The following is a 12,758-nucleotide window of genomic DNA, read 5'->3' on the forward strand; positions in this document are numbered from 1 at the left end:
ATGGACGACACGTGCGTCAAGTAACGCATTTCTGGATAGCAGGGGGTTAGTAAAAGCAATGAAATATTATGTGGCCGTTCTCGCGGGAGCCATGAGTTACGGCATATTATCGACGATCGTGGTTCTGGCTTACGGGCAGGGCTATCAGCTGGGCGAGGTTGTTGGAAGCCAGCTCCTGACGGGATTTATCCTGTCGTGGCTATTCGCTCTATATACGAAATTCAAACATCGCCGCAAGGCGCGCGAAGCAGGCCAACGCCAAGGCGCGGCAGCCCCGGCTCAGGCCTTCCAGCGGCTGACTTGGAAGCATCGCCTGCTTCTGATGGCTGCAGGCACGCCAACTGTCATCACCGGACTCGTCTATTACCAATCGCTTCGGTACATTCCGGCATCACTTGCCATCATCCTGTTGTTCCAGTTTACCTGGATCAGCGTACTGATTCAGGCGGTGAGCAAGCGCCAGCGGCCTGATAAAGTTACGTTGCTGACGCTCCTGATCCTGTTCGGCGGCACGCTGCTTGCTGCGGGTTTCCTGGAGCATGGGCTTCGCGAATTCAATGTTTGGGGCATCGTACTGGGCCTTATGTCGGCGGTAAGCTACTCGCTGTTCGTCCTGTTTAGCGGCAAGGCCGTGCCTGCTGCGCATCCGGCCTATAGAAGCGCCTGGATGGTGACGGGTGGCTTGATCCTGCTGTGTATTTTGTTCCCGCCAACGTTTCTTTTTAACGGATTGATCTGGAGTCAACTGCTCGTGTTTGGCCTGTTGCTTGGCTTTTTCGGAGCATTCATTCCTCCCGTGCTGTTTGCGATCGGTGTACCTCATATTGGCGGGGATATGGCGGGCATCATCGGCGCGGCCGAGCTTCCAGTGGCGGTGCTTATGTCTTCCATCGTGCTTCACGAGCATGTTAGCGGACTGCAGTGGATCGGCGTGATTATCGTGCTCACCGGCGTGGCACTGCCCGAGCTGTACAAATATCGGCTCTCGCGGTCAAAAACGATTTATTCTTGAGAGTGCCTGGTCGTGTAGATAAAAAAGGGAATGAATAGGGAGAGAAGAAATCTGACTCACCTATTCATTCCCTTTTTTTGAAAAATTACAGTCTGGGATTCTGACGACCAACACAATTCCGGACATGGTTTCTTCAGATCGTCTCAGAAAGCAAACCTTTATGGACAGTGGACAAGAAAAAAAAGAACGGACAATGCCGTTCAAGAAATTCATACTCCCTTACGCATTCAAATTGGCTACTCCGCGTCCACATGCTTCCGGGCCGGTCATGAAACTTGGGACAGGCGGTACTCTTGAAAATGCACCAGTATTTGTTTATCTTTGTTGGGAAAACATATGCTCATAAATCGGATGTCATTCTTAAAAATCACGCTATCTAGGATTGTACGTAAATTCGACTTCGCCACTTTTACGCTTCCGAATATACTTGGACATAGCCGCTTTTGATTCAGGCGTATGACCGCCCGGAATGGTTAGAGGTCCAGCTGGATCAATGATCCGAGCTTCTTTTGCACCAGCAGCTCCAATGGTAACCCGTATAGGTTGTCCGGGAAGGTTTCGGATGGCTTCTGCATCCTGGCTAAGAAACTCCACTTCGTGAATTCTTCTGCGCACGACAGCCTCTCTTCCGCCAATACCGGTCATAAACCGAATTTGGTCCTCTGGTTCGTATGCATTGAATAACTCCGGGGCAACGTCAATAGTATATTCCAGATTCATGTTTACGAGTTCTCCTAATCATAGGTTTGTCCCGTACTTCTACAATAATCGCTTCGTTAGAAGTATGATAAACAAAACGTTCATTCTTAGCGGAAAACAATTCTTTTAACGCTTCCTGCGGATCAGGTATAGGTTTGATTCGACCAACACAAACTGATCAGGAAAAAGCTCCCTAACTTCCCCCGCACAACATCGAGAATCGCCTCCTTTTGAATTCTATTTTACCATTTTTAATTGTCTAGAAACTATCAGAAAAGGATGAACTCAGGGCAAGAGTGGGAGAATTCTAAGATGAGCTAACGTTAAAAAAACATATCACCAGTAACCAAACTATGTAACTCAGAAATAATAAACTCTAATGCATTCATCGTGGTGAGTTTGTTGTGAACTTTAACTAAAAAATCATCGTCTATTTGTGTAACATTTGAAGCCAAAATTAATCCGGCAGCACTGGGATCGTCTATATACAGACCGTTATGCCTAGTTGCCTGGTTAACCTTGCGAAGCCATAAGTAACCTTCAGCTACATACATAACGTGGGTATCATCAACCAAAAATCCTCGGGCCAGATTATAACCAAGCTCATTCTCATCATACGGGCCTAATACAATACAAACGGGTTCTAACGTAACTTCGACGTTCTTCGTCATTACATAACACCCCAAGCTTATGATTTACGATATTGATCGTTAATCATAAGCTTACGATAAAATCATTCCAAATGACGTACGCATAGACGTACACTACACATAGAATATCGAAATTTTTATAGGATGTATCCTTTAGCGATCTGGTATTTTCTTCTGTTGATGAAAGTGAGTTAAAGAGTGTGAATACAGTTTAAGTGAAGTCTCTCGCTTCCTGGATAGCCTTCACAATTAGTGGTTTTATTTCTTGTAAGTTTCTTGTGGCTACTTCCCAGACGATGCTTTCATCAATTCCAAAGTATTCATGAATCAAAATATTTCTTAATCCGATCATATTCCTCCATGGAACTTCTGGATATTTATTCTTTACTTCATCATTAATGTTTCTAGCCGCTTCTCCAATGATTTCTAAATTACGAACTACTGCATCCAAAAGCATTTGAGTAGCTAAGAAGTTTTCATACTCAACGTTTAATAGATATGACTCTATCCGATTAATTGACTCTAAAATATCCATTAATGAGTTTAGTGGCCGCTTCATTGATATTGTACCTCACTGAGTATTTCTTCCTTCATATAAGGTTTGATGGCATTAGGCGTAACAAGATCAATTGGACGATTAAATAGAGCTTCCAAATAATGCTTCAAATCCAGGAATTCAAATCCAACAGGCCGAGAGAATTCAACTAATAAATCGATATCACTCGTTTCTGTCTGTTCATCACGAGCAAAGGAACCAAATAAGCCAATCTTTTCGACATAAAAATGTTCCTTCAAATATTGCTTTTCAGTTCTCAATTTACTTTCAATGTCTTCTCGCTTCACTGAACTTCCCTCCTATTGAATCAGCGTCATTATTATGCTTTCATTATAACCTAAAGAGTTATTTTTTTGATATCAATCGAACCGGACGAATGCCGTTGTTGATGGCCAGGAGAGGAAGGGTGCCATTTACTTAATCTGCGAACGCTCATGCAAAAAGTCCGACGGGGAGGCCCCGGTCATTTTTTTGAAAATACGATGAAAATACGTTGCGTCCCGGTAACCGAGGTACTCCGACACCTCCTGCACGGTCAGCCGGGATTCCGTGAGCATGTACATGGCCGTCTTCATCCGGCGGCTGTGAACATACTCGCTGATCGTCTGGTTCGTGACGCTGCGGAAGAGGGTGGCGGCATAATTGGGCGTTCGCTGGATGACTTCGCCTAACTCCTCTTTGGTCACCTTTTCCCGGTAGTGCGCCTGGATATACTCCTTCATTCGCTCCACATGCCTGTGCTTCTCATCGGCAATCATTCCGCGATCCCATTCCTGGTTCATATAGATCAGGGCCTCTGTCAGCAGTGCGTTGGTCATATGTTTGTAATACGACGGTTTATCCTCCCACTGATGAAGAATACTCCGCAGCCGTTCCCGCACCAGCTCATAGCAGCCCAGCTTCAGCTTCACGATTTTGGTGCGATCCAGCAGGGGCAGTCCTTCTTCTTCAGCACATGATTTTCGAAAAATGATCACATACTTGCTATGGAACAGAGTGGGGATGCTTTTGCCATAAAAGCCTAAACGGGGAGGGATCAGCAGCATGCTGCCTTTGTCAACGATGGTCTTCTGTCCTTCCACCCAATACACACATTTGCCGTAGGTGACGAGACACAGGGTATAGCTGTCTGGGGCGGTGGTGCTCTCCGCGTACCAGTCCATTCCCTGATGATGCTGTACATCTGCAACTGTGATCATATGACGGCTCCCGTAATTGTACTATAGTCTATTTACTATACTATATTTCATAGTCTTAACGAAATGGAAACGCTACAATGAAGAAAAAACGGAGGAGAGATCAATCATGCTGAAAACGAAAATTATTTGTACCATCGGCCCTGCCAGCGACTCGGTTCCGGTGTTGAAGGAAATGATTCAGGCGGGGATGACGGTGGCCCGCTTGAATATGGCGCACGGGGAGCTGGATGAACATGTGCAGCGCATGAAAAATGTGCGTAAGGCAGCGTCCGAGCTGGGAACGTACGTGCCGATTATGATGGATATCAAAGGACCCGAGGTACGGATCGGCAAGCTGAAGGAAGAGTCCTGTGAGCTGAAAACCGGGGAAGAACTGGTTTTGACGACAGAGGAGATTCTTGGGGATGCCAAGCGCATCGGCGTAAACTACCCGGATTTGACCCGGGACGTGAAGGCGGGAGACCGCATTCTGATCGATGACGGCTTGATTGACCTGACTGTAATTGCCGTCGAAGGAACGGAAATTCGCTGTCGCATTGTGAGTGGCGGGAAGCTGAAGCCGCGCAAGGGCGTCAACCTGCCGGGCATTCATACCTCCCTGCCGGGTGTCACCGAGCGTGATGTGAAGCATATTGAGTTTGGCATTCAGAACCAGGTGGAAATTATTGCAGCTTCTTTTGTACGTAAAGGCGAGGACATTCTGGAAATCCGCCGCATTCTGAAGAGCCATAATGCAGGTCATGTGCAGATCATCTCCAAGATCGAAAATCAGGAAGGCATGGAGAATCTGGACGCGATTATCAAGGCTTCTGACGGAATTATGGTGGCGCGCGGTGACCTGGGGGTAGAGGTTCCGATTGAGACAGTGCCGATGCTGCAGAAGGAAATGATCGACAAGTGCAATCTGGCAGGCAAACCGGTTGTTGTGGCAACACATATGCTGGAATCGATGCAGGTGAATCCTCGTCCGACCCGGGCGGAGGTAAGCGACGTATTCAATGCGGTAACCCAGGGCGCGGACGTGGTCATGCTGTCCGGGGAATCGGCTGCAGGCAAATATCCCGTTCCGTCCGTGCAAACGATGGCTTCCATCGCCAAGCAGGCGGAATCTATTATCGATTACATGGAGCAGTTCAATAAGAGAAGAGCGGGTCAACTCACCAATATTACCGAGGTCATCAGCCAGAGCGCGGTAAGCGCGTCGCTGGAGCTGAGTGCCAGTGCCATTATTATTGCGACCGAAAGCGGCTTTACGGCGCGCATGATCTCCAAGTACCGCCCGCAGGCGCCAATCATTGCCGTCACCCAGCATCAAGAGGTGCTGCCGAAAATTTGTCTGCTGTCCGGTGTTATCCCGGTTCTGGGCGGCAAAATGACGACTACGGATGAAATGTTTGAAACAGCGACACGCAACGCCATTGAAACAGGTTATATTTGCCCGGGAGACACGGTCGTTCTGTCCGCCGGCGTACCCATCGGTCAAACCGGCAACACGAACCTGATCAAGGTGCAGCAGGTGTAATCTTCGTAAAACTCAACCTGATTCAGCAAAAGAGCTTGGGAGTGAAGACAAAGTGAACCCGATGAGAATAAAGGAATTCATCCAACTTGCAGTGAGAGGCGACCAGCCGGAACATGCTCTCGAAGTCACTTCCAAGCCGGCAATCAGGCTTTAACGTACCCTGACAGATATTTCGTACTTCTCCCGTTTGGTCCGTGTTGCAGTTTCATTGGCAACGTCTGAAGAAGCCGCGAATATAATGGAATTTGGTCCCGAATGCCGAGTTTACTTGGCTTAATTTTATGGTATACTTGTTTCAGGTATGAATGGAGGTTTTGGTGTTACGCTGCATGAATACGTTGGGTCTCAAGGGAAACGTTCTCCCGAAACCCAGGCTAAAATCAATAAAGCAATGCAAAAAGAAACAATTCGAATAGCATCGAACAACATAAAGCGCTGACAAATCCACAATACATTCTGTGGATTTTTTATTTACTATATAGAGGGGGGCGGCCATCTAATGGACAAGTTTAAGCGTGGTTATGTAGCAGGGGGCACAATACCGGAGGTAATACATACATCTGAAACGCCAAGACCCGGTTTTTTCTTAACAGGGAAACATTTATACATAGCTTTGCACGATTATGATTTCCCGGATTATTAGACTTTAGTAGTTCCGATAACATCTGCAACTGCTGAATAGATTTCGGCAAGAGATTGCTGTTGCTCAAAATTCGGAGTAAGTAATAAGTATTCCAGTTGTGGTGCAAGCTTATTTAGGGCGACTGATAACACGAGAAAATGATTAGAAGGCACGGGCTTTAAAAAAAGGCCCGTGCCTTCTTACTGTTTAGATACCATGTACACTGCGTTTCACAATTTCCGTCAATTCGGATTTTTGCGCCTCATACTGCTCGCGCGTAATGCTGCCTTGGGCAAGCCGCTGATTCAGCTGGTCCGTCAGCTCTGCCACCTGCAGATGGATGACCTGGTTCATATCAGCGCCGGTCTCACCGGCAATATCGGCCATCGTTTTGCCGTCATACAATGCATGATATAATTCTTCGTCTGAGGAAAGACCCAGTATCTGTACAATGTCTTCTTTAACAACCTTTGCTTCCTGCTGTTTGGGCTTGACGGCTGTGCTTGCGGACGCCGTGCTGCTGCCTAGGGATTCGCCGATGGCAAGGGCCAAGGTGCTGAATATAAGTATTCTTTTCAAATTCATAATTGGTCTCCTTCTTCAATTTCATGAACTTATGTGCTTGGCGGCATGTGTCCATTGATGATGTTGGAGTGGAAGGTAGCTTACATGTTGTATTGTAACCGCTCAATCTTAAATAAAGCTTAAAACATGTTAAAAATTAGCCCAAAGGATCAGCCGGGTTCGCATATTTTCTAGGTGGCCTTGCCGTACAGAGCGGCAAAGGCCGCTGCCGCCCGTCCGGGCTCTTCAGCCTGGGAGATTGCTGAAATGACAGATACCCCGTCCGCTCCGGCGGAAAGAACAGGCGGTGCTTTTGCAGGCGTAATCCCGCCGATGCCGACAAGCGGAACGGTGATGCCATGGCTGCGCAGCTCCTGTATCAGGTGTGGGCCCTGTACAGGGCGGGCATCGCTTTTGGACGGAGTCGGATACATGGGACCGACGCCGAGATAATCCGCTCCGTCGGCGATAGCGCGCCGGGCTTCTTCTACCGAGTGCGCGGATACCCCCACAATAGCGCTATGCCCAAGCTTGCTGCGCAGGGAAGAGGCCGGGGCGTCCTCCTGTCCGACATGAATGCCATCGGCACCGAGCGCAGCCGCCATCTCCACATCGTCATTGACGATAAAGGGTACGCCTCCTTCCCGGCAGACCGCCTGCAACTCCCGCGCCAGCTCGTAAGCCGCCTGCCCGGTCAGGGCGCCTGTACCCTTTTCCCTGAATTGAAACAGGGTGACCCCGCCCGCGATCGCCTCGCGCAGAACTATAACGGGATCTTTGCCGCCACAGTTGATGCTGCCCATAATGAAATACACGGCAAGCTGCCGGCGCAGCTTCACCGGGTCGATCCGTTTGTCAAAGGGGCTGTTCATGTCAGCTCACCACCATTCTGCGAACGTCTTCGTCGGTAGGCAAAATGGTTGGTCGGTCCATGTCCTGATCCGATGCCAAGGCTGTCCTCAATCGCAGCCTGAATGAAATCCTTGGCCACACGCACCGCTCCAGTCGTGGTAAGCCCCTTGGCGAGACCAGCCGTTATCGCTGCAGAATACGTGCAGCCCGTGCCATGTGTCGCCATCGTATGTATCCGTGGACTTTCGAACACCGTAAATGCTGTGCCGTCATACAGAAGATCCCTGGCCAGATCGCCGCCGGCATGCCCGCCCTTCATGATGACCATGTCCGGTCCCATGGCGTGGATGCGCCGTGCCGCTTCCCTGATGTCTTGCGCTTTGAAGAGTTTCATGCCGGTGAGTATCTCCGCTTCAGGCAGGTTCGGGGTAATGATCAACGCGTGTGGAAGCAGGTTGCGGATCAGGGTGACTACCGCGTCACCCTTCAGCAGAGGCGCCCCGCCCTTGGCGACCATAACGGGATCGATGACGAGATTGCGCCACCCATAATGGGCGATTCTGTCGGCGGCGGCCTCAATGATGTCCGCGCTGAACAGCATGCCGGTTTTTACTGCATCTGGTGTGAGGTCTTGGCCAATCGAATCCAGCTGGCGGGCCACCGCTTCTGCCGTGAGCGGGAAAACCCCCTGCACTCCAAGTGTATTCTGTGCAGTGGCGGCTGTAAGCACGGACATCCCGTAGACGCCGAGCTCCTGGAAGGTTTTGAGATCTGCCTGAATGCCTGCGCCGCCGCCGCTGTCGGAGCCGGCGATCGTTAATGCTTTTGCCGTTTCTGTTGTTGTCATAACCGCTCACCTCCTTCTTGTACATACAAAAGACCCGCCCTTTTCCGGAGGAAAGGGGACGGGTCCACGATAAGAAGAGTAACAGGCCGATTGATGCCGCTGGACGTATCGTCTCACTTTCCTCCGCTGGTATGATCCAGATCAGGTGCAAAGGGTCCGAAGCAGACAGCTTCGTCTCAGCCGGGAAGGCTCCCCTAGTGATTGAACAAGTCTCTTATTCGATTGAATGACTGCATATAACTATATACATGATGACAGGGGATTGTAAAGGTTCAAAAATAGGCGGAACATTTTTTACAGAAGAGGGTATAGAAACGGAAAAGCAGGAAATAAATAAGGTAGGCAAGTGTCCCCTGAAACTTGATAATAACCAGACACGATGGCGATACAGGAAAAATGCCGCTTACGTTAGCGTTCTCCCTTCCCCCCGATACATAGGAGAAAATGTTATTTCACCGTTAGCTGGTAATTGTATTCTGAATGTGCTATAATGTAATTACTGGAATACGGATCTGCATTCGCATATTGTAGAGGGTTATTGTCTCAGGTTAAGGGTAACCTTGTACAATATGTGAATTTTTATTTTGAACAAAAATAAGAGGTCATATAAATATTTATTTGGAGGTATTTCCACATGCAAACAGGAACAGTTAAGTGGTTTAACGCAGAGAAAGGTTTTGGATTCATCGAGGTTGAAGGCGGTAACGATGTATTCGTACACTTCAGCGCAATCCAAGGCGACGGTTTCAAAACATTGGACGAAGGCCAACGTGTTGAGTTCAACGTTGTTGAAGGAAACCGCGGACCACAAGCTGAGAACGTTGTAAAACTGTAATTCTGCCATGCTGCCCCGAACTCTGGTTTGGGGCTTTTCTTTTCTGGCGGAGGAACAGATGCTTTTATATTGCTTTACAATTCATAGGAAAAGAGGGGACGCTCATGTACAATTCGCGCAAAAAGCCAATGGAAGAGACTCCTGAGGAGATCACTGTAATTTGGTCTTGCACCAGTGATACGTGTAAAGGCTGGATGAGAGATAATTTCGCATTCTCTGCTCAGCCAACCTGTTCTCTATGCGGTTCCGTGATGGAGAAAAGCGAGAAAAAGCTAGTTGTACTCAACAACAGCAGCTCCCCCCCCACCAAGAGCAGTTAGGTTTACAGCCATCATCGTTTTATTCAAGGCACTGGCCTAGGGCTGGTGCCTTTTCACTGCGGTTCCGCAGACAACAAAAAAACCTGTGCGCCTGAGTTTTCTCAGGCGCACAGGTTTTTTTACAATCCGATACCTTGCTGTTTATTAGTCAGGCGCAGCTGATAAAGCTGAGCCATAATATCCGCTTCCGCCCGCTCGTTCCATTCACGCACCATACGGGGCATCAGGCACAGGTCGACGATGACCCACACGGTCAGCGCCCCTCCGAATAGCACGAGAAGAATCCCTGACAGCATCATGAACGGTCCGCTTTCAAATTCCAGTGCAATGGAAAACACGATGTAAAAGATAGTAGTTAGAATAAACAGGACAAGCTGAACGATAGCCGTGGCAATTCTTTTCAGATAAAAGCGGTGTACGCCCAAATGCCCTCCGATCAGCATGAGGTAGGCGAGCGCCAGAGATTTTTCCGTGTCCCGCATGGCCGAGCTCAAAATCAGCATCTCATTGACCGTTAACTGGTCTTTAGTAAGCCTCATTAAAACACCACATGGTTATCATGATTATTATAGTTATCAAAAGATCTTCTGGATGTAATATCGTGGATCAGCCGGTCTTCCACTCTTTCGTTGTGATCTTTAACCCAGGTATGAATAAGGAAAGCATCTACAATCCACCAGATCGAAGTGATGATCATTCCGACCAGAGTGAGGGACAGAATCAGCTGTGCGACGGCGCTGCCGGTTCTCTTCACGTAAAACCGGTGTCCTCCGAACATGCCGAGGAAATACCACAGCACGTAGGCGACGACCATATTTTTGCCTTGGGCTTTGACTTCGGACTCCAGCAGCATCAGCTCTCTGGTATCCAGTTGACTTTTTCTAACGATATTGTAGCTCAATTGACATAACCCCCGTTAATATGACAGTAAAAATCAAATCCATCTTATCAGATTTTGTAAAGGGTGGCGAGGAAAATTTTGTATTGTGCTTTGACTTGTTGTCTATGCAGCACCGTTAGAATATTATATGGAACCCTGGCTTGTCTCAGTTCCGCGATCCCGCTCATCACTCGATTGTAAGAGCCGGCTCCGAAGCCGGTTAACCGGCGTTTGTCATGAATAGCCTTGGGCCTGTCTACGTTGTGAATCTAAATTGCGGAGAACCCATACTGCATGGGAGAAAAAGATTGTCACAAGAGTTGGGGAACTACGCTTTAAGCAATATCAGAGAAAACGGAACAGTCAGAATCGCAACCTGCTGAAATGACCGAAGCGCAGATTGCTAAGGGATATGTGGCAGCCGTTCGAGCTCTGCTCCTTGAAGATGGAGATCCACCATTGGAGCTTCCTTAGTTATATTACGCAAAAAATTTAATCGCAATAGCGCAGGCTACCTCAACGACTGAGAGCCAAAAAGGAATTCACTTATAAGTTACTCAACTTTCGCAGCATGAAATCGGCAAACAGGCCTTGATCTAACTGGGCAAAACGGAGATCCACTGCTGGAGTTGACGCTGAATCAAAGCAGACAGCTTTTTTCTAGCTTTGTTGAAAGAAGGGGATTCGCCTCCCTCAGAGTCTGGTAGCCAGAGTGAGATGGGTGTCTGTAAAGTGTGTGGTGTCTGGTGTCCGTTGCCTAGCGCCTAGTTACTAGTTCCTAGTACCTAGTCCTAGTCCTAATGCCTAATGCCTAATGCCTAATGCCTAATGCCTAATGCCTAATGCCTGATGCCTTTCCATGCAGCTTTGCACGATTATCCCTTTTGCTCAGAATGCGGGGATTGAGGGTTTGGGGGCCTAGGGTAAGGAATAAAGAGAAACGAGATAAGAGATAAGAGATAGGAGATAGGAGATAGGAGATAGGAGATAAGAAAAAAGAGGTAGCTCAAGTGGGATGTTTGGCTTGATATAAGAACATATGTTTGGTATAATGAAAAAAAGAACTTATGTTCGTGAATTATGAATTTTGAATTTTGAATTTTGAATTATGGATTCGGAGGCGAGCAGACATGGAAGTCCAAGTGGAAACGGAACTTCAACCCTTTAGCCATCGTTATCACAACGAGCAGGCCTGCATGGAGGCAGTGATCGCGATGAAGTGGCCGAACGGCTTCGTCTGCCCGCGTTGCGGTCACGCCCGCTGCAGCCGTCTGACTTCCCGACGTGTCCCTTTGTTCGAGTGCGCCAGGTGTGCGCATCAAACGTCGGCTTTGGTGGGCACGATTTTTGAACGAACGCATCTCCCCCTGACCAAGTGGTTCCAGGCGCTGGAGTTGTTCCTGCTCCCCGACGGCATCTCGGCGATGCGGCTGAGCCAGGTGATCCAGGCCACCTACAAGACAGCTTGGACTGTGCTACACAAACTACACCATGCCATCGGGGAGTTCGATGCCCGGGAGCTGCTCTGCGGAGACGTGAAGGTGAACAGCGACCTGTATGGGTGCAATCCGTCCCGGCCCCAGTTTCCTCATCCGCATGCTTCGGCGGTCGTAGCCGGGTGCACGGTCACGGAGTCGGGCGAGCCGGAGCAGGTCAAAATCCGCCTGGTGCCGCAGATGAGAGGAGATGGGCACGGAGCGAATCGTCACGAACTCGCTGTGTTCATCAACGAACAGGTAGATGTTCGTGCATCGGCGGTACAATCGTTCCCTCAAGCCTATCGGCTGTATAGACCCTTGCGAAAAGTGGTGAGAGAGGCGTGGACATCGCTGAAGAGTACGTATGTAGCCTTAGGAACAAAGCATCTCCAGGCGTACCTCAACGAGTACACCGGCCGCCGCCGACTGCGCTTAATCGAAGGAGAAGAAACGATGTGGCAGAAGTTACTGTACATGGTCGTGACGATTCCGGCGATCCCTTACCGCCAACTGATTGCATGCCAACCGATGCAGCCTCTTGCGGCTGCGTCCTAATTGCAGTACTTGAACGAGGAAAGGTGAGCATAAGGTGCGTCGCTTGATCGGTGTGGGCTAGTGTCGGCTAGTATGAATGAGGACATCGGAAACATTCAGGTTCAAGCGGCAACGAGGACCAGGGTCTTTTTATTTTTTCGGTGCCTTGCTCCGTTCCCTCCCTCCTT

General features: G+C 48.9%; 15 protein-coding genes and 1 riboswitch. Of the genes, 5 read left to right on the top strand and 10 right to left on the bottom strand.

Annotated features, from left to right (window positions below; all coding sequences use genetic code 11):
* Positions 1-58: 58 nt before the first annotated feature.
* Complete coding sequence (locus ACE5LO_RS19460; RefSeq protein ID WP_375521667.1) at positions 59-1,012, top strand: EamA family transporter; 954 nt, start codon at positions 59-61, stop codon at positions 1,010-1,012.
* Positions 1,013-1,384: 372 nt separating this feature from the next.
* On the opposite strand, the gene ACE5LO_RS19465 is transcribed toward ACE5LO_RS19460, so the two are convergent.
* The 5 genes from ACE5LO_RS19465 to ACE5LO_RS19485 form a co-directional block, all read right to left on the bottom strand.
* Complete coding sequence (locus ACE5LO_RS19465; protein ID WP_375521668.1) at positions 1,385-1,732, bottom strand: hypothetical protein; 348 nt, start codon at positions 1,730-1,732, stop codon at positions 1,385-1,387.
* A 302-nt stretch (positions 1,733-2,034) separates the two neighbouring features.
* Positions 2,035-2,382 (bottom strand): hypothetical protein, encoded by a 348-nt coding sequence (locus ACE5LO_RS19470; RefSeq protein ID WP_375521669.1) that lies wholly within the window; start codon positions 2,380-2,382, stop codon positions 2,035-2,037.
* A gap of 190 nt (positions 2,383-2,572) precedes the next feature.
* Positions 2,573-2,920 (bottom strand): HepT-like ribonuclease domain-containing protein, encoded by a 348-nt coding sequence (locus tag ACE5LO_RS19475; protein WP_375521670.1) that lies wholly within the window; start codon positions 2,918-2,920, stop codon positions 2,573-2,575.
* Positions 2,917-3,204: a nucleotidyltransferase family protein gene (locus ACE5LO_RS19480; protein WP_375521671.1), complete on the bottom strand. Its 288-nt coding sequence runs from the start codon at positions 3,202-3,204 to the stop codon at positions 2,917-2,919. Before ACE5LO_RS19480 ends, ACE5LO_RS19475 begins: the two co-directional genes overlap by 4 nt.
* 126 nt (positions 3,205-3,330) lie before the next feature.
* Positions 3,331-4,116, bottom strand: a complete 786-nt coding sequence (locus tag ACE5LO_RS19485; RefSeq protein ID WP_375521672.1) for a helix-turn-helix domain-containing protein — start codon at positions 4,114-4,116, stop codon at positions 3,331-3,333.
* 106 nt (positions 4,117-4,222) lie between these two features.
* Between ACE5LO_RS19485 and pyk the strand changes: the two genes are divergently transcribed.
* Positions 4,223-5,638, top strand: a complete 1,416-nt coding sequence (gene pyk, locus ACE5LO_RS19490; RefSeq protein WP_375521673.1) for a pyruvate kinase — start codon at positions 4,223-4,225, stop codon at positions 5,636-5,638.
* Positions 5,639-6,467: 829 nt separating this feature from the next.
* Here the strand turns inward: pyk and ACE5LO_RS19495 are convergent.
* From ACE5LO_RS19495 to thiD, 3 genes are all read right to left on the bottom strand, one after another.
* The gene (locus tag ACE5LO_RS19495) at positions 6,468-6,845 is read right to left on the bottom strand and encodes a hypothetical protein (RefSeq protein ID WP_375521674.1); all 378 of its coding nucleotides are present in this window, start codon (positions 6,843-6,845) and stop codon (positions 6,468-6,470) included.
* A 170-nt stretch (positions 6,846-7,015) separates the two neighbouring features.
* Positions 7,016-7,696, bottom strand: coding sequence for a thiamine phosphate synthase (gene thiE, locus ACE5LO_RS19500; protein WP_375521675.1), 681 nt, complete (start codon positions 7,694-7,696; stop codon positions 7,016-7,018).
* The gene (gene thiD, locus ACE5LO_RS19505) at positions 7,693-8,523 is read right to left on the bottom strand and encodes a bifunctional hydroxymethylpyrimidine kinase/phosphomethylpyrimidine kinase (RefSeq protein ID WP_375521676.1); all 831 of its coding nucleotides are present in this window, start codon (positions 8,521-8,523) and stop codon (positions 7,693-7,695) included. Before thiD ends, thiE begins: the two co-directional genes overlap by 4 nt.
* 101 nt (positions 8,524-8,624) lie before the next feature.
* A riboswitch (TPP riboswitch) is annotated at positions 8,625-8,729 on the bottom strand.
* Between the two features lie 428 nt (positions 8,730-9,157).
* On the opposite strand from thiD, the gene ACE5LO_RS19510 reads away from it, so the two are divergent.
* Together ACE5LO_RS19510 and ACE5LO_RS19515 are read left to right on the top strand one after the other, a co-directional pair.
* Positions 9,158-9,358: a cold-shock protein gene (locus ACE5LO_RS19510; protein ID WP_017813974.1), complete on the top strand. Its 201-nt coding sequence runs from the start codon at positions 9,158-9,160 to the stop codon at positions 9,356-9,358.
* Positions 9,359-9,462: 104 nt separating this feature from the next.
* Entirely contained in the window at positions 9,463-9,678 is a 216-nt protein-coding gene (locus tag ACE5LO_RS19515) for a cold-shock protein (protein WP_375521677.1), read from the top strand.
* A 119-nt stretch (positions 9,679-9,797) separates the two neighbouring features.
* Here the strand turns inward: ACE5LO_RS19515 and ACE5LO_RS19520 are convergent, their stop codons facing one another.
* Together ACE5LO_RS19520 and ACE5LO_RS19525 are read right to left on the bottom strand one after the other, a co-directional pair.
* The gene (locus ACE5LO_RS19520) at positions 9,798-10,217 is read right to left on the bottom strand and encodes a TM2 domain-containing protein (protein WP_375521678.1); all 420 of its coding nucleotides are present in this window, start codon (positions 10,215-10,217) and stop codon (positions 9,798-9,800) included.
* The gene (locus ACE5LO_RS19525; RefSeq protein WP_375521679.1) at positions 10,217-10,579 is read right to left on the bottom strand and encodes a TM2 domain-containing protein; all 363 of its coding nucleotides are present in this window, start codon (positions 10,577-10,579) and stop codon (positions 10,217-10,219) included. The genes ACE5LO_RS19520 and ACE5LO_RS19525 overlap by 1 nt, the downstream gene beginning before the upstream one ends.
* Positions 10,580-11,688: 1,109 nt before the next feature.
* On the opposite strand from ACE5LO_RS19525, the gene ACE5LO_RS19530 reads away from it, so the two are divergent.
* On the top strand, positions 11,689-12,591 hold the full coding sequence (locus ACE5LO_RS19530; RefSeq protein WP_375521680.1) for a transposase: 903 nt from the start codon (positions 11,689-11,691) through the stop codon (positions 12,589-12,591).
* The last annotated feature ends 167 nt before the right edge of the window (positions 12,592-12,758 follow it).

This window comes from Paenibacillus medicaginis (assembly GCF_042138635.1).
GTDB lineage: Bacteria > Bacillota > Bacilli > Paenibacillales > Paenibacillaceae > Paenibacillus > Paenibacillus medicaginis.